The sequence below is a fragment of the Pseudomonas donghuensis genome, assembly GCF_000259195.1.
In the GTDB taxonomy this organism is placed as follows: Bacteria; Pseudomonadota; Gammaproteobacteria; order Pseudomonadales; family Pseudomonadaceae; genus Aquipseudomonas; species Aquipseudomonas donghuensis.
In genome coordinates, this window is the sequence record NZ_JH650765.1 from 82,713 (window position 1) to 97,512 (window position 14,800).

Genomic DNA, 14,800 nt, shown 5'->3' on the forward strand with positions numbered 1-14,800 from the left:
AGCCTCGAGCTGGGCGCGACTGACGCGCTTGTTCACATCCCAGCCATCTTTGGTAATAAACCAGCGATAGCCCCGGGTGGTATGTGCTGCGGTATATTCCCACTTCACCTGGAAGGTCTGGCCCGGCGTCACATTCAACAACGGCCAGTTAAAGGGCGTGCCGAGTTTGGCGGACATTTCCGCGTTCGTGTAATTGACGACGTCGCGAGCGTCCTGTTTGCCACCACTTAGAATATATCCATCCGCGGGTGGCACGACACTGGGGGCATCCGTCTGGAAGGGCGCAGGCACCGGCCCGGCCACCAAACTTGGGAAGTTTTTACCGCCTTCCATTTCATTGACTTGCCAGTTGCCGAGCAATCCCAGTTCAACGGTCTTGGAACCACGGCTGGCCGGTGAAATAACGCGGCCGTGCCGCAGGTTTTTCTCAGGGCTGTTCATTGCATTCACTCCATGTGCGATAGGAAAACTGTCCACCCTGGACACGATTGACCCTAGCTCAAGCCCTGCAATGCGCAACCCAGAGGTGCCGAACGGTATCAGCCGTTGCTGCAGCCGTCACCCATGGCGCGGTACTCGATGGTGTGGCGCTGCCCCTGGTGGTCTTCGTAGGTCATGGTTGCCGGTACCACTTCACAAACATTGGGAATGGTCGACAAACTGATGACTTTGGCAATATCCAGGTTGCTGCTGTAGTCATACTGTTCAACAACAGGTTGCGCAGCCGCAGTATTGATTTCATCCGCCAGGGCGAACGAAGAAACAGCCACCAGGGCAAGTGCAAATAAACGTTTCATGATAATAGGCCTGCAAAGCAATCAAACTAATCGATTGACTTCATTTACCTTGAACGGCGCGGAGAAGTTGTTATATCAAACAAGGGGACATAACACGAAGTACCGACCCCACTGTAACTTTCTGTGTGGGATGTGGTTAGTCTACAAGGTACTTCGGGCGGTTAAATCACGAAGCCGGACATTCACTGTTACTGCTTTTGCAACAATAGCCTCGGTACAACGCTCTCGACAGTTTTTGCCTTCCGGTGTAAAAGCCCGGTGTAGAGCCTTTGCCAGATCAAACCAGTGACCCGATTACGCTACTGCCGGCTGCTTGCGCCCGAGCGGCCCTTGCTGAATAAATTCTACCGAAACCACGGTTCGCCCATGCGCGCGGCTGCCCAGGGCCAGCTGTGGGTGGCCAGGGCCGAGGAAATCGTCGCGGCGTTGTGCCTGAGTGACGTGCCCGGCGGCCATTGGCTGACCGGCTTGTTCGTCGCCCCCGCGTGGCGCGGCCAGCAGGTCGCCCGCCAACTGATCGAAGCGGCAGCGGCCGAACTGCCAGGGAATATCTGGCTGTTCTGCCACCCGGCCCTGGAGGGCTTCTATGCCCGCCAGGCGTTCAGCAGCACCGGCACCCTGCCCGCGCCCTTGGCCGAGCGCCTGGCCCGCTACCAGCGCAGCAAGCCCTTGTTGGCAATGCTGCGGGGTCAGTCGTCGCTGGCAGGGTCCAGCCCGGGGAACAGCACCTCGGTATAACCGAAGCGGCTGAAGTCGTGGATGCGCGAGGGATAAAGGCGGCCGATCAGGTGATCGCATTCATGCTGCACCACCCGGGCATGAAAGCCCTCGGCGTTGCGCACAATTGGCTGCCCTTGCGGGTCAACGCCTTCGTAGCGAATCCGCTGGTAGCGCGGCACCACGCCACGCAGCCCCGGCACCGACAGGCAGCCTTCCCAGCCGTCCTCGACCTCGGTGCTCAACGGCGTGATCAGCGGGTTGAGCAGAATGGTCCGCGGCACCGCCTCGGCCTCCGGGTAGCGTTCACTGCGCTCGAAACCGAAGATCACCAATTGCAGGTCGACACCGATCTGCGGCGCGGCCAGGCCCACCCCGCCGACATGTTCCATGGTTTCGAACATATCGGCGATCAGCCGTTCAAGCTCGGCGCTGCCGATCATGTGTTGCGGCACGGGCGGGGCGATGCGCAGCAAGCGCTCATCGCCCATTTTCAGGATGTCATGAATCATGGCTTCGACTCAGGGGTTCGCTGGCAGGTGTGGTTTGATGATCAAGCGAATGATCACGGCCAAGCCCGGAGACATGCTTTTTTTCATGCTCATGGGCGACGCCATCAACGTCTTTTTCGCCGGGCTCTTTGCTTTCCTCCGACATGCGTTCGATCACCGCATTCATTTCAGCCCCCAACAGCAAGACGGCAGCGGAAATATAGAAGTACAACAGCAGGACAATGATCGCTCCGATACTGCCGTACATGGCGTTGTAGTCGGCGAAGGTCTTGACGTAGTAGCCAAAACCCAGCGAAGCGATGATCCACACTACCACCGCCAGCACCGAGCCCGGGGTAATCAAGCGAAACGTCTGCTTCACATCGGGCATGACGTAATAGATCAACGCCACCGCGACCATCATCAGGATGATGATCGCCGGCCAGCGCAGCACGGTCCACAGGGTGACGATGAACTCCTGCATGCCAATCTGCGAGGCAATCCACTCCATCACCTGCGGCCCCAGCACCATCAGCGCGGCGGCAGCCAGGAGCATGCCGGCGATGCCGACGGTGTAGATCACCGACAGCGGAAAGCGCTTCCACACCGGGCGCCCCTCGACCACGTCGTAAGCTGCGTTCATCGCGCTCATCATCAGCCGCACACCGGCCGATGCGGTCCACAGGGCAATGACGATACCCACCGAGAGCAAACCGCCCTTGGACTGCTGCAACTGGTCGATTACCGGGTTGACCTGCTCCAGCGCCTGGGGCGGCAATACCAGTTCCGACTGCAGGCGCAACCAGGAGAAAAAGTCCGGTAAATGCAGGAAGCCGATCAGGGCGATCAGGAACAGCAGGAAGGGAAACAACGAAAACAGCATCTGGTAGGCCAGCGCCGAGGCATAGGTGGACATCTCGTCATCGAGAAATTCCTTGACCGTGCGCACCAGCACACGGTGCAACGGCAAGCCGCGCAGGTCGGGGAAAATCATAGCGTCTCCTTTCGCCGCTCGAGGGTCATTGGCAGGCTCCTCACAGCACTCATCAGGCAGGTACGTCCTGAAGTCTAATCGACGATCGCCTCAAAGTTGCGATTGATTACGGCAGATAGCACAACGGCCACCCGAAGATGGCCGTCGTCCTGTCCGTGTTCTCAGGGTTCAAGGCTTCTGCAGTGCATCCTTGACCTTGCCAACGTTCTCGTTAGCCATGCCTTCGGGGCAATCGATACGCCGGCGAGTAACGTCGCTTTATGTTTCATCGAGTTGCCAGCACAATAAGCGACCTTTCAAGCGTCACCCGTAGGAACCTGCATGAAACTCGACAAACCCACCGCCATTGCCCGCCGCAACCAGGAACTGGAACGACCAGTGCTCAACAGCGACAACACCCTGTTTGCCGTGCTCGACACCAAGCGCAGCCTGTGGTGGTTCGATGTGCCGGTGAAGCTGCTGCGCAAGGGCCAGCCCGACTGGGTCAACCTGCTGCTGCACACCCCGGAAACTGACGAGCTGCAGCATTTGAAGGTGCCGGTGAACTACCTGCAGGCCCATCAGGAAAAAATGGAAATCCGCCACCCGGGCAAGCGCCGCTCGACCATCAGCCTGGCGCTGAGTGCCGATCGCGATTCGCTGCTCAAAGACCTGCGCCCAGGCGGTGAGAACCTGAGTTTCGCAGGCTTCAAGCAGGTCTGATCAGGCCAGTTCGATGCGGTCGGCGTGGATGACGATGCGGCCATCCTTGTACAAGGCGCCGATGGCCTTCTTGAAGTTGCCCTTGCTGACCCCGAACAGGTCGCTGATCAACTGCGGGTCGCTCTTGTCGCTGACCGGCAGCACGCCGTTGGCGTCCTTGAGCTTGGCGAGGATCTTGTCGTGCAGGCTGTTGGCCAGGTCCTGGCCGATGGGCTGCAGGCTCAGGGCGATCTTGCCGTCGCTGCGCAGTTCCTTGATGTAGCCCTTCTCCTGCTTGCCCGAACGCAGGAACTTGAACACTTCATTCTTGTGAATCAGGCCCCAGTGCTTGTTGTTGATGATCGCCTTGAAGCCCATCGGGGTTTCTTCGACCACCAGCAAGTCAACCTCCTGGCCAACCTTGTAGTTCGCCGGCACCTTGTCCAGGTAACGGTCCAGGCGCGCGGTGGCGGTGATGCGGCGGGTGCGCTTGTCGAGGTAAGCGTGCACCACGCAGTACTCGCCGGCCTTCATCTGGCGCTTTTCTTCGGAGTACGGCATCAGCAGGTCTTTGGGCAGGCCCCAGTCGAGGAAAATGCCGATACTGTTGATTTCCTTGACCTTGAGGCTGGCGAAGTCACCCACCTGCAACTTGGTCTTTTCCGTGGTGGCGATCAGCTTGTCTTCGCTGTCGAGGTAGACGAAGACGTTCAGCCAGTCTTCAACCTCGGTGGGCGTATCCTTGGGGATGTAACGGTTAGGCAGGAGGATTTCGCCGTCCGCCCCGCCGTCCAGGTACAGACCGAAGTCCGTGTGCTTGACCACTTGCAAAGTGTTGTAACGCCCAACTAAAGCCATTTCCGGAAATCCTCGTTGCGAGCGGGGCATTCTACACCTCACGCGGCGATTGCGCCCGGTTGCCGATGACGGCCCGTCAGCAAAATGAACCGTGAAGGCGCGCCCTGTTCTATAAAGACAAGCAAGCCTTCGCAAGGATCCGCTCATGTACGCCTGCCTGTCCAAGTACCTGCGCACCGTGCTGTTGCTGGTGATATCGGCCTTGCTGGTCATCGCCTGCAACCGTGTCGACCTGGCCTACCGCAACCTCGACATGCTGGTGCCCTGGTCGCTGAACGACTACCTGAGCATGAACCGCCAGCAGAAAACCTGGCTCAACGATCGACTCAAACAGCAACTGGCCTGGCATTGTCGTACGCAATTGCCCGGCTACCTGACCTGGATCGACAAAATCCAGGCGATGGTCGCCAGCAATGCGGTGACCGACCAGCAACTGCAGGTACGCACCCAGGAAGCCCGCCAGGCCATTGCCAAGGTTGCCGAGCAGATCACCCCGTCGGCCGCCGAACTGTTGCGCAGCATGGATGATGAGCAGGTGCGGGAAATGCGCGAAGCCTTTGCCGACGACATCCGCGAGCGCCAGGCCAAATATGTCAATACACCGCTTGCACGGCAAATCGAACGCCGCGCCGAGCGCATGGAAAAACGCCTGAGCACCTGGCTCGGCGAGCTCAGCGCGCAACAGAAACTGCGGGTCATGACCTGGTCACAAAGCCTGGGTGAACAGAACCGCCAGTGGATCGCCAACCGCGCCCATTGGCAGGCGCAGTTCAGCGCGGCCATGGACCAGCGTTACAGCGACAGCTTCGAGCCGCGCCTGGAAATCCTCCTGAAGAAGCGCGAAAGCCTGTGGACACCGGAGTACCGGATCGCCTTCCAGCGCACCGAGCAGGAGGCGCGGCGGTTGCTGGTGGATGTGATGGCACAGAGCAGCGAGCAACAGCGCCAGCACCTGGAGCAGAAGCTTGGCCAGGTGCGGCAGAGTTTCAGCGAGTTGAAGTGCTTGAAGGGGTAGCGGCCGCCTTCAGCTGTAGGAGCGGGCTTGACCCGCGATGAGGCCAGTACAGTCAGCAAACCAGGAGTTGCCTGGCATACGACCGCTACGCGCTCGATCGCGGGGCAAGCCCGCTCCCACAAGGTCCGGTGCAGGCTGCTCACACAGCGACAAATCGAAATGTTGTAAGTGTTTTCTGTCAGACCGTTCTGAATCATACTTTCGCCGCCGTTGCTCTGTTGTGCCAACCCCGTCAAGAACCTAGGCTGCTGCCGTCGTTGGAAAATCCAACGATCGGATTTAGCAGTCCGGCTCATTACTCGATGTCGACGGCACAACGCTATATGGCGGTTGTACGTGGGGCGCCTTCGGGTGCGCCGGGTTCCTCGAGTTACCGGTCTGCTAACCCGCGTACAGCTGCCACCCATCGTTTAGCAGCGAGGCGTGGTTGCTTCATAACTTGAGGTCAATCATGAAAAAGCTTGTCCCAGATCCCCCCAGTCTCGGCCTATCCAACGCAACCACCACCAACACTCCGTTCGGCACCAACCGCATGTTCAACGTTCGCGAAGGTATTCCCGCCGAAGAAGCCCTGCTGCACGCCGGCCAACTGCTGCGATGCGCTGAAGCCACGGTCAGCGATCGCTGGATCATCTCACCCTCAACGACCGCGCCATCGTCGCCGGTGCCGGCCAGCATATCGAGATTGCTCGTGCGCTGATCGATGCGGTGCTTGATGGGGTGGGTGTACAACGAATTTTCTCGGCCTGAAAGCATCGCGGGGCAAGCCCGCTCCCACAGATTCACCCTCATTCCTGTGGGAGCGGGCTTGCCCCGCGATGTTGTTCAGCTCTCCCGGCACTTGCGCCGATACGGGAACACATCGATCACCTTGCCGCCGCGGATCGCCGCCTGCAGGCTTTTCCAGTAGTCGGCATCGTACAACTCGCCATGCAACTGGCTGAACAAGCGACGTTGACCGCTATCGGCAAACAGGAACGGCGGGAACTCCTCGGGAAACACATCCAACGGCCCGATCGAATACCAAGGCTCGGAGGCCATTTCATCCTCGGGGAAACGCGGCGGCGGGATGTAGCGGAAGTTCACCTCGGTGAGAAAGCAGATCTCGTCATAGTCATAGAACACTACGCGCCCGTGGCGGGTGACGCCGAAGTTCTTCAACAGCATGTCACCCGGAAAGATATTCGCCGCTGCCAGTTGCTTGATGGCCAGGCCATAGTCCTCCAGGGCCTCGCGCACCTGGGCGTCGTTGGCGTTTTCCAGGTAGAGGTTGAGCGGGGTCATGCGCCGTTCGGTCCAGCAGTGGCGGATCAGCACCGTGTCACCGTGCACTTCGACGGTGGACGGCGCCACTTCCAGCAGTTCGGCCAGGCACTCAGGCTCGAACTTGCTCAGGGGGAAGCGAAAATCGGCAAACTCCTGGGTATCGGCCATGCGCCCGACGCGGTCGACGCTTTTTACCAGGCGGTACTTTTCGATCACCGTAGCGCGATCGACGCTCTTGGACGGCGAGAAGCGGTCCTTGATGATCTTGAACACGGTGTTGAAGCCCGGCAGGGTAAACACGCTCATGACCATGCCACGCACGCCCGGGGCCATGATGAAACGGTCATCGGTGCCGGCCAGGTGGTTGATCAAGGCCCGGTAGAACTCCGATTTGCCGTGTTTGTAGAACCCGATCGAGGTGTACAGCTCGGCGATGTGCTTGCCCGGCAGGATGCGTTTGAGAAAACCGACGAACTCGGCCGGTACCGGCACATCGACCATGAAGTAGGAACGCGTGAAGGAGAAGATAATCGACACCTCGGCTTCGTCGGTGATCAGCGCGTCGATCTCGATGCCGTGGCCTTCGCGGTGCAACAGCGGGATCACCAGCGGCCATTGCTCGTCCTGGGTGTACAGGCGCCCGACCAGGTAGGCGCCCTTGTTGCGGTACAGCACCGAAGAAAACAGCTCGACGGCCAGGGCCGGGTCCTTGCACACCCAGTCCGGCAGGTTCTCCCGCAGCTGCGCTTCAAGGCGCGCCAGGTCGCCGGCAAGGTCCGCGTACGGCACATCGAAGCGGTAGTCGGCGAAGACCTGCGCCAGCAACGCGCCAAGGCCGCTTTGCGGCCGATAGATTCGGGTTTGCGCCGCCCGCTCGTGACTGCGCAGCGATGGCCGGGTGGTATGGATGAACATGCAGCCATCGCTGATCAGGTCATGGCTGAACAGGCTGCAGAAGATCGAGTTGTACCAGGTCTCCGACAGTTCATCGTCCAGGCGCGGATCAATCAGGCCGATATAGGCACTCTTGACCAGCGGCCACAGCGAGACGTCGAGCAGCACCTCGTCCTCGAAACCCTGACGCAGCCAGCCACTGACCTCGCTGACCTTTTCCTCATAGAGGTTGATGCGCGCCGCCGAGGCGCTTTGGGTCTGTTGCCACTGGGCCTGCTCGAACCGCTCGCGGGCGCCGTCGGTGATCTGCCGGAAATGTTCACGATAATCATCGAAGCCATCGAGGATCATCCGGGCGATATCGGCGGCCGGCCATTGCTGGGGCATACGTCAGACCTCTGCGGGAATGTCAAAGCCTGAGCTTAGCCAGTCGCCACGGGCAGGGAAAGCCTGTTGGCGCGGGTGTATCGGCCAAACTCGCCGAGCGCGGAATTTGAGCGCAAGAAAGGGAGAGAGCATGGCCCGGTTTGTAACGTAAACTCGCGCCCTGCCCCCAAAGGACCCGGAGAGCCCATGAGCCCTATCGCCATTACCCGCCTGTTGATACTCGCTGCTGTCTGGGGGGCGAGCTTTCTGTTCATGCGCATCATTGCGCCGGTGCTCGGCACCCTGCCCACGGCGTTTTTCCGCGTTTCCATCGCCTGCCTCGGCCTGCTGGTGATTCTTGCCCTGCTGCGGGTGCGCTGGGACTTCAACGGCAAGCTCAGGGCCTGTCTGGTGCTGGGCATGATCAACTCAGGGATTCCAGCCACGCTGTATTCAGTGGCGGCCCAAGTGTTGCCGGCCGGCTACTCGGCAATCTTCAATGCCACCACGCCGTTGATGGGCGTGCTGATTGGCGCGCTGTGCTTTCGTGAACCACTGACCCTGGCCAAGCTCAGCGGCATTTTCCTTGGTTTGTTCGGTGTCGGCGTACTCAGTGGCGCGGGCCCGGTGGCGTTTGACGCGAAACTGCTGCAAGGCGCCCTCTCGTGCCTGGCGGCAACCGCCTGTTATGGCCTGGCCGGCTTTCTGGCCCGGCGCTGGCTCGATCACCAGGGCGGCCTCGACAGCCGCTTGTCGGCGCTGGGCAGCATGATGGGCGCGACCTTGCTGTTGTTACCGTTGTTCGGCTACAGCGTGCTGACCCAGCCACCGGCAAGCTGGGGCGGTTGGGAGGTGTGGGGGTCGCTGCTGGGCTTGGGGCTGGTGTGTACCGCCTTTGCCTACATCCTTTACTTTCGCCTGATCAGCGAGATCGGCCCGGTCAAATCCAGCACTGTGACCTTCATGATCCCGGCCTTCGGTGTGCTGTGGGGCGCCTGGCTGCTGGATGAGCCGTTGTCGCTGGCGCATCTGTACGGCGGGCTGTTGATTGCCGTGGCGTTGTGGCTGGTGCTCAAGCCTGCGGCGGTTGGCAAGCCGGTTCGCGCCTGACAGGTTAATCCGTAGCCCTGAGGGCGCAGGTTTGCCGCCCGGCGTTTTGCCGGGCGGCAAGCAGTGCTAGTCAGCTTGCAGTTGCGCCTGCGCGGCAGCGGGCTTGCGGAACACGAACAGCAGGCCAATGACGATCAGCCCCATGCCCAACAAGCTGAGCGCCGCCAGGCGGTTACCGAAGATCAGGTAGTCCATCACCGCTGTGACGGCCGGCACCAGGTAGAACAGGCTGGTGACATTGACCAGGTTGCCCTTGGCGATCAACCGGTACAACAGCAAAGTCGCCAGCAGCGACACCACCAGGCCCATCCACAGCAAGGCGCCGATGAAGCTGTCGGTCAGTTCCACCTGCAGCGGCTGAAACGGCGCAAATACTGCACACATCATCAGCCCGGCAAGGTATTGCAGTGGCAAGGTGCCCATGGGGTTACTGGTGATGCGCTTTTGCATGATCGAACCAAAGGTCATGCTCATCAGCGCCAGCAAGGCAAACAGCATCCCGGCCAGCGACACACCGCCGAGGTTGATGCCTTGGTAGACCACCATGATCAAGCCGCTCAAGCCCAGGCCCAGGCCGAACAACCGGCTCCAGGAACGCTGGCGTTCCATCAGCACCACGGTGAGGATCGGTTGCACGCCCATGACCGTGGCCATGACCCCGGGCGTGACGTGGGTGTTGAGCGCCAGCAGGTAGAAGATCTGATAAGCGCCCAGCAGCACGCAACCGGTGGCCAGGGCTTGCAACACCGCCGGGCGGGTGCGCGGCCAGTGCAGCTTGAGCAAGGGGCTGAGCAACAGCAGGCCCGCCAGGGCCAGGGCCGAACGCAGCAGCAGGAAGGCAAAGGGGCTGGCGTGAGCCAAGCCAAGCTTGGAGACGATCGCCCCGCTACTCCAGAGCAGGACGAACAGGCTGGTAGTGGCCGCCGAGACCACGGATTGTTTCGATAGAACAGACATGAATGCCACCTGTAATTCGGGCAGATAAGCCGAACGGTGCTACCCGCGAGGGGCAGCCAACCGTATTCAGTAGGGTGCAGGTGTGTGGGGACGCAGCGATTGGCCGCTTAGCCCAGCACTACCACTGCTGGCGGTGCGACGACGCACACGACCACGCTACTGACAGGTGGTGGGTAGTGACTGATCATGGCCGGCTGCTGATTCCCACGCACAACGACAACCGCGTCAGGCGCGGTAGCGAATACGGTGGATGGGCAGGACGCTGGCATGAGCAGGTCTTCGGTGAGGTGAAGTGGGGTGACTATAGACCAGCCTGTTTCAGGCTGGCAAGTCGGTGGCGAATGCAGATGCCGGCCTTGCCGGCGATGGGCCGCAAAGCGGCCCGAAACAATCAGAACAACCAGCGGTACAGCAGATAGGCAACCACCACCGCCAGCACCGGACGCAACACCCGGTAGGCCTTGGGGTTGGCCCGCTTGAACTGCTTGACCCGGTTGCTGATGACGTTGCTGAAGCGCTTGCTCCAGGCATAGGCCTGGTTGATGCCGCCCACGCGTTCGTCATCGGTGTTCTGCGGCGCGGTGGCGCGGCCGAGGAACGCACTGACCTTGCGGTTGATGCGGGTCATCAGCGGGCTGTTGAGCGGCCGCTCGACGTCGCAGAACAGGATCACCCGGGTGGTTTCGGTTTCGTTCTTGACCCAGTGCACATAGGTTTCGTCGAACATCACGTCTTCACCGTCGCGCCAGGCATACACCTGACCATCGACGTAGATCCGGCAATCGTCGGAGTTCGGCGTCGACAGGCCCAGGTGATAACGCAGGGAGCCGGCAAACGGATCGCGGTGCGGATTCAGGTGACTGCCGCCGGGCAGCAAGGCGAACATCGCGCCCTTGACGTTGGGGATGCTGTTGACCAGCTCGACGGTCTTGGGGCACAGCGCCTCGGCCGAGGGCAGCGGCTTGTCGTACCACTTCAGGTAAAAACGCTTCCAGCCCTTCTTGAAGAACGAGCCGAAGCCGGCGTCGTTGTCTTTTTCGGCTGCGCGGATGTAACCCTCGTCGAACAGGTGCATGGCCTCTTCGCGGATGACTTCCCAGTTGTCCTTGAGCACGTCGAGCTCGGGGAAGCGCTTGCGTTCCAGGTAAGGTTTGGACGGCACACCGGAAAACAGGTACATCAGGGCGTTGTAAGGGGCAAACAGCGCCGAATGGTTGACGAACTGGCGCAACATTGGCAAACGCGCCTTGCCGCGCAGGTGCACATACAACGTGCTGCCGAAAAACAGCAGCAATACACCTGCCTTGGCGACAAAGGAAAAAGTCATGCAACACTCCTTGGAATTTCGATCAGGCCATCACTGCCGAATTAATCGAACATATTAACCGATCCGGTCCCAGTGAAAACCTGCGGGACCGGGAATCAGTGTTAAGGATTGTGCAACAAACAGCGGCGCCGGTTATTGCCCGGGATCAGCACCGCCGCGACTTACTGCTGGTTTTCCTGCTCGGTGAACAGGTCGGAAAACAGCATGCTCGACAGGTAACGCTCACCAGAATCCGGCAGAATCACGACGATCGTCTTGCCCTGCATCTCCGGCTTTTCCGCCAGGCGCACCGCCGCAGCCATGGCCGCTCCGGAGGAAATACCGCAGAGGATGCCCTCTTCCTGCATCAGGCGCAGGGCCATGGCCTTGGACTCCTCGTCACTGACCAGCTCGACCTGATCGACCATGCTCAAGTCGAGGTTCTTCGGCACAAAACCGGCACCGATGCCCTGGATCTTGTGCGGGTTGGGCTTGATCTCTTCACCGGCACGGGCCTGGGTGATCACCGGCGAGACGATCGGCTCGACCGCTACCGAGAGAATCGCCTTGCCCTGGGTCCGCTTGATATAGCGCGACACCCCGGTAATGGTGCCGCCGGTGCCGACACCGGCGACCAGCACATCGACCGCGCCGTCGGTATCGTTCCAGATTTCCGGGCCGGTGGTCTTCTCATGGATCGCCGGGTTGGCCGGGTTCTCGAACTGGCCGGGCAGGAAGTAAGCCGACGGATCGCCAGCAACGATTTCATTGGCTTTTTCAATTGCACCTTTCATGCCCTTGGCCGGCTCTGTGAGCACCAACTCCGCACCCAGGGCCTTGAGCACCTTGCGCCGCTCGATGCTCATCGACGCCGGCATGGTCAGCAGCAGCTTGTAACCCCGGGCGGCGGCAACAAAGGCCAGGCCGATGCCAGTGTTGCCCGAGGTCGGTTCGACGATGGTCATGCCCGGTTTGAGCTTGCCGCTGCTTTCAGCGTCCCAGATCATGTTCGCGCCGATCCGGCACTTGACCGAATAACCGGGGTTACGGCCCTCGGTCTTGGCCAGCACGGTGACGCCGCGAGGGGCGATGCGGTTGATCTGCACCAGCGGCGTATTGCCGATGGAATGCGCGTTGTCAGCAAAGATACGGCTCATGGCGGGGTCCTTTTATGCACCGGGCGGAAAACTTCAAGGGTAAGCCTGCAGCGCCAATGCGTCCACAACCGGCGAACCCCTGAAGCTGACGGGGGTCAACCGATCACTACCCTGCCGGAAACCGTCGCCGATGAAACGTCGCTACCGCTGGCCCCTGTGGGGGCTGTTGAGCATCGCCCTGTTACTGCTGGCCCTGCACCTGACCCTGCCGCTGCTGGTACGCAACTACCTTAACGACAGGCTCGCCGACATGGGTGAATACCGCGGGCAGATCGCCGACGTCGACCTGGCCCTGTGGCGCGGCGCCTACAAGATCAACGGCCTGAACATCGTCAAGACCAGCGGCAAGGTTCCGGTGCCGTTTCTCGAAGCACCCTTGATCGACCTGTCGGTCAGCTGGCATTCGCTGTGGCACAACCAGGCGGTAGTGGCGCAAGTGACCTTCTTCAAGCCGCAGCTGAACTTCGTCGACGGTGCCAGCAAACAGACCTCGCAGACCGGCCAGGGCACCGACTGGCGTCAGCAACTGGAAAAGCTGCTGCCCATCACCCTCAACGAAGTCCGCATCGACGACGGTATCCTGAGCTTTCGCAACTTCAATTCCACGCCGCCGGTCAACCTCAAGGCCACCCGGCTCGATGCCAGCATCCGCAACCTGACCAACGTCGAGGACCGCAAGGGCCGGCGCGACGCCACGTTCGACGGCAAGGCCCGCCTGCTCGGCGATGCCAGCGTCGAAAGCAGCGCCACCTTCGACCCCTTCAGCGATTTCCAAGACTTCAAGTTTCGCTTGCGCGCCACCGATATCGAGTTGCGCCGGCTTAACGATTTTGCCAGTGCCTATGGCAAGTTCGACTTCAATGCCGGCCATGGCGACCTGGTGATCGAGGCCGAAGCCAGCAACGGCCAGCTCAACGGCTACATCAAGCCGTTGCTGCGCGACGTCGATGTGTTCAACTGGCAACAGGACGTTCAGAGCAAGGACAAGGGCTTTTTCCGCTCGATCTGGGAAGCCCTGGTCGGCGGCAGCGAAACCGCGCTCAAGAACCAGCGCAAGAACCAGTTCGCCACCCGCGTAGCGCTCAGAGGCAGCGTGCATAAACGCGATATCAGCGCCTTCGAGGCGTTTTTGCAGATCCTGCGCAATGGCTTTGTCCAGGCCTTCAACGCCAACTATGAACAAACGCCACCCAAGGTTGACTGAGTCACCGAGTGACGGTCCATTCAGAGACTGAATGGGCCGTCTGCGTTCCCAGTCGCCCGGAGCCCGCGTTATAGTCGTGCATGACAATTTTTCCGCCTGGGGCCATGTACCCCCGGCGCTACGTTAGAGGATCGGTTCATGAAGTTCGAAGGCACCAGCGCTTATGTCGCAACAGACGACCTGAAACTGGCAGTCAACGCAGCGATCACCCTGGAGCGGCCGCTGCTGGTCAAGGGCGAGCCGGGCACCGGCAAGACCATGCTTGCCGAGCAGTTGGCCGAATCCTTTGGCGCCAAGCTGATCACCTGGCACATCAAGTCGACCACCAAGGCCCACCAGGGGCTCTACGAGTACGACGCGGTCAGCCGTCTGCGCGACTCGCAACTGGGCGTCGACAAGGTGCACGACGTGCGCAACTACCTGAAGAAAGGCAAGCTCTGGGAGGCCTTCGAGTCCGACGAGCGGGTCATTCTGCTGATCGACGAAATCGACAAGGCCGACATCGAGTTCCCCAACGACCTGTTGCAGGAACTGGACAGGATGGAGTTCTACGTTTACGAAACCAACGAGACGATCAAGGCCAAGCAGCGCCCGATCATCATCATTACCTCGAACAACGAAAAAGAGCTGCCGGACGCCTTCCTGCGCCGCTGCTTCTTCCACTACATCGCCTTCCCCGACCGCGACACCCTGCAGCAGATCGTCGATGTGCACTACCCGAACATCAAGAAGGACCTGGTCAGCGAAGCGCTGGACGTGTTCTTCGACGTGCGCAAGGTGCCGGGCCTGAAGAAAAAGCCGTCCACCTCCGAACTGGTCGACTGGCTCAAGCTGCTGATGGCCGACAACATCGGCGAAGCGGTGCTGCGCGAACGCGATCCGACCAAGGCCATCCCGCCGCTGGCCGGGGCCCTGGTCAAGAACGAACAGGACGTGCAGTTGCTCGAGCGCCTGGCCTTCATGAGCCGTCGCGGTAACCGCTGAGCC

16 protein-coding genes are annotated in these 14,800 nt (G+C 60.6%); 7 read left to right on the forward strand and 9 right to left on the reverse strand.

Annotation, left to right across the window (positions count from 1 at the left end):
• Together UW3_RS26975 and UW3_RS0113865 are read right to left on the reverse strand one after the other, a co-directional pair.
• The coding region (locus UW3_RS26975) for a lytic polysaccharide monooxygenase (protein ID WP_010223097.1) at positions 1 to 441 on the reverse strand (441 nt) is incomplete at its 3' end.
• 98 nt (positions 442 to 539) lie between these two features.
• On the reverse strand, positions 540 to 797 hold the full coding sequence (locus UW3_RS0113865) for a DUF2790 domain-containing protein (protein WP_010223098.1): 258 nt from the start codon (positions 795 to 797) through the stop codon (positions 540 to 542).
• Positions 798 to 1,163: 366 nt separating this feature from the next.
• Between UW3_RS0113865 and UW3_RS0113870 the strand changes: the two genes are divergently transcribed.
• Complete coding sequence (locus UW3_RS0113870; RefSeq protein ID WP_010223099.1) at positions 1,164 to 1,535, forward strand: GNAT family N-acetyltransferase; 372 nt, start codon at positions 1,164 to 1,166, stop codon at positions 1,533 to 1,535.
• On the opposite strand, the gene def is transcribed toward UW3_RS0113870, so the two are convergent.
• Positions 1,487 to 2,026 (reverse strand): peptide deformylase, encoded by a 540-nt coding sequence (gene def / locus UW3_RS0113875; RefSeq protein ID WP_010223100.1) that lies wholly within the window; start codon positions 2,024 to 2,026, stop codon positions 1,487 to 1,489. The two genes, UW3_RS0113870 and def, sit on opposite strands and share 49 nt — an antisense overlap.
• Positions 2,016 to 2,999: a YihY/virulence factor BrkB family protein gene (locus UW3_RS0113880; protein WP_010223101.1), complete on the reverse strand. Its 984-nt coding sequence runs from the start codon at positions 2,997 to 2,999 to the stop codon at positions 2,016 to 2,018. The genes def and UW3_RS0113880 overlap by 11 nt, the downstream gene beginning before the upstream one ends.
• A 321-nt stretch (positions 3,000 to 3,320) precedes the next feature.
• Between UW3_RS0113880 and UW3_RS0113885 the strand changes: the two genes are divergently transcribed.
• On the forward strand, positions 3,321 to 3,701 hold the full coding sequence (locus tag UW3_RS0113885) for a hypothetical protein (protein WP_010223102.1): 381 nt from the start codon (positions 3,321 to 3,323) through the stop codon (positions 3,699 to 3,701).
• Here the strand turns inward: UW3_RS0113885 and UW3_RS0113890 are convergent, their stop codons facing one another.
• Positions 3,702 to 4,538, reverse strand: a complete 837-nt coding sequence (locus tag UW3_RS0113890) for a CvfB family protein (protein WP_010223103.1) — start codon at positions 4,536 to 4,538, stop codon at positions 3,702 to 3,704. It lies immediately after the preceding gene.
• Between the two features lie 145 nt (positions 4,539 to 4,683).
• Between UW3_RS0113890 and UW3_RS0113895 the strand changes: the two genes are divergently transcribed.
• Positions 4,684 to 5,553, forward strand: coding sequence for a DUF6279 family lipoprotein (locus UW3_RS0113895; RefSeq protein ID WP_010223104.1), 870 nt, complete (start codon positions 4,684 to 4,686; stop codon positions 5,551 to 5,553).
• Positions 5,554 to 6,004: 451 nt separating this feature from the next.
• Entirely contained in the window at positions 6,005 to 6,253 is a 249-nt protein-coding gene (locus UW3_RS28710) for a hypothetical protein (protein WP_148276799.1), read from the forward strand.
• A 125-nt stretch (positions 6,254 to 6,378) separates the two neighbouring features.
• On the opposite strand, the gene aceK is transcribed toward UW3_RS28710, so the two are convergent.
• On the reverse strand, positions 6,379 to 8,100 hold the full coding sequence (gene aceK / locus UW3_RS0113905) for a bifunctional isocitrate dehydrogenase kinase/phosphatase (protein ID WP_010223105.1): 1,722 nt from the start codon (positions 8,098 to 8,100) through the stop codon (positions 6,379 to 6,381).
• A 186-nt stretch (positions 8,101 to 8,286) separates the two neighbouring features.
• On the opposite strand from aceK, the gene UW3_RS0113910 reads away from it, so the two are divergent.
• Positions 8,287 to 9,189: a DMT family transporter gene (locus tag UW3_RS0113910; protein WP_010223106.1), complete on the forward strand. Its 903-nt coding sequence runs from the start codon at positions 8,287 to 8,289 to the stop codon at positions 9,187 to 9,189.
• A gap of 66 nt (positions 9,190 to 9,255) precedes the next feature.
• Here the strand turns inward: UW3_RS0113910 and UW3_RS0113915 are convergent, their stop codons facing one another.
• From UW3_RS0113915 to cysK, 3 genes are all read right to left on the reverse strand, one after another.
• On the reverse strand, positions 9,256 to 10,146 hold the full coding sequence (locus UW3_RS0113915; protein ID WP_010223107.1) for a DMT family transporter: 891 nt from the start codon (positions 10,144 to 10,146) through the stop codon (positions 9,256 to 9,258).
• Positions 10,147 to 10,537: 391 nt separating this feature from the next.
• Positions 10,538 to 11,473 carry an aspartyl/asparaginyl beta-hydroxylase domain-containing protein gene (locus UW3_RS0113920; protein ID WP_010223108.1) on the reverse strand — a complete coding sequence of 312 codons (936 nt, stop codon included), beginning with the start codon at positions 11,471 to 11,473 and terminating at the stop codon, positions 10,538 to 10,540.
• A 161-nt stretch (positions 11,474 to 11,634) separates the two neighbouring features.
• The gene (gene cysK, locus UW3_RS0113925) at positions 11,635 to 12,609 is read right to left on the reverse strand and encodes a cysteine synthase A (protein ID WP_010223109.1); all 975 of its coding nucleotides are present in this window, start codon (positions 12,607 to 12,609) and stop codon (positions 11,635 to 11,637) included.
• 130 nt (positions 12,610 to 12,739) lie between these two features.
• Here cysK and UW3_RS0113930 point away from each other — a divergent pair, with 130 nt between their 5' ends.
• Both UW3_RS0113930 and UW3_RS0113935 read left to right on the forward strand, forming a co-directional pair.
• A complete protein-coding gene (locus UW3_RS0113930; protein WP_010223110.1) occupies positions 12,740 to 13,813 on the forward strand; it encodes a DUF748 domain-containing protein in 1,074 nt (357 codons plus the stop codon).
• Between the two features lie 138 nt (positions 13,814 to 13,951).
• Positions 13,952 to 14,797: an AAA family ATPase gene (locus tag UW3_RS0113935; protein WP_010223111.1), complete on the forward strand. Its 846-nt coding sequence runs from the start codon at positions 13,952 to 13,954 to the stop codon at positions 14,795 to 14,797.
• Positions 14,798 to 14,800: the final 3 nt, after the last annotated feature.

What these genes read in the sequence shown, in the direction of transcription:
- UW3_RS0113865 (WP_010223098.1), bottom strand. Translation starts at nt 797, where the DNA reads ATGAAACGTTTATTTGCACTTGCCCTGGTGGCTGTTTCTTCGTTCGCC.
- UW3_RS0113885 (WP_010223102.1), top strand. Translation starts at nt 3,321, where the DNA reads ATGAAACTCGACAAACCCACCGCCATTGCCCGCCGCAACCAGGAACTG.
- UW3_RS0113910 (WP_010223106.1), top strand. Translation starts at nt 8,287, where the DNA reads ATGAGCCCTATCGCCATTACCCGCCTGTTGATACTCGCTGCTGTCTGG.
- UW3_RS0113870 (WP_010223099.1), top strand. Translation starts at nt 1,164, where the DNA reads ATGCGCGCGGCTGCCCAGGGCCAGCTGTGGGTGGCCAGGGCCGAGGAA.
- aceK (WP_010223105.1), bottom strand. Translation starts at nt 8,100, where the DNA reads ATGCCCCAGCAATGGCCGGCCGCCGATATCGCCCGGATGATCCTCGAT.
- UW3_RS0113935 (WP_010223111.1), top strand. Translation starts at nt 13,952, where the DNA reads ATGAAGTTCGAAGGCACCAGCGCTTATGTCGCAACAGACGACCTGAAA.
- def (WP_010223100.1), bottom strand. Translation starts at nt 2,026, where the DNA reads ATGATTCATGACATCCTGAAAATGGGCGATGAGCGCTTGCTGCGCATC.
- cysK (WP_010223109.1), bottom strand. Translation starts at nt 12,609, where the DNA reads ATGAGCCGTATCTTTGCTGACAACGCGCATTCCATCGGCAATACGCCG.
- UW3_RS0113915 (WP_010223107.1), bottom strand. Translation starts at nt 10,146, where the DNA reads ATGTCTGTTCTATCGAAACAATCCGTGGTCTCGGCGGCCACTACCAGC.
- UW3_RS0113895 (WP_010223104.1), top strand. Translation starts at nt 4,684, where the DNA reads ATGTACGCCTGCCTGTCCAAGTACCTGCGCACCGTGCTGTTGCTGGTG.
- UW3_RS0113890 (WP_010223103.1), bottom strand. Translation starts at nt 4,538, where the DNA reads ATGGCTTTAGTTGGGCGTTACAACACTTTGCAAGTGGTCAAGCACACG.
- UW3_RS0113880 (WP_010223101.1), bottom strand. Translation starts at nt 2,999, where the DNA reads ATGATTTTCCCCGACCTGCGCGGCTTGCCGTTGCACCGTGTGCTGGTG.
- UW3_RS0113930 (WP_010223110.1), top strand. Translation starts at nt 12,740, where the DNA reads ATGAAACGTCGCTACCGCTGGCCCCTGTGGGGGCTGTTGAGCATCGCC.
- UW3_RS28710 (WP_148276799.1), top strand. Translation starts at nt 6,005, where the DNA reads ATGAAAAAGCTTGTCCCAGATCCCCCCAGTCTCGGCCTATCCAACGCA.
- UW3_RS0113920 (WP_010223108.1), bottom strand. Translation starts at nt 11,473, where the DNA reads ATGACTTTTTCCTTTGTCGCCAAGGCAGGTGTATTGCTGCTGTTTTTC.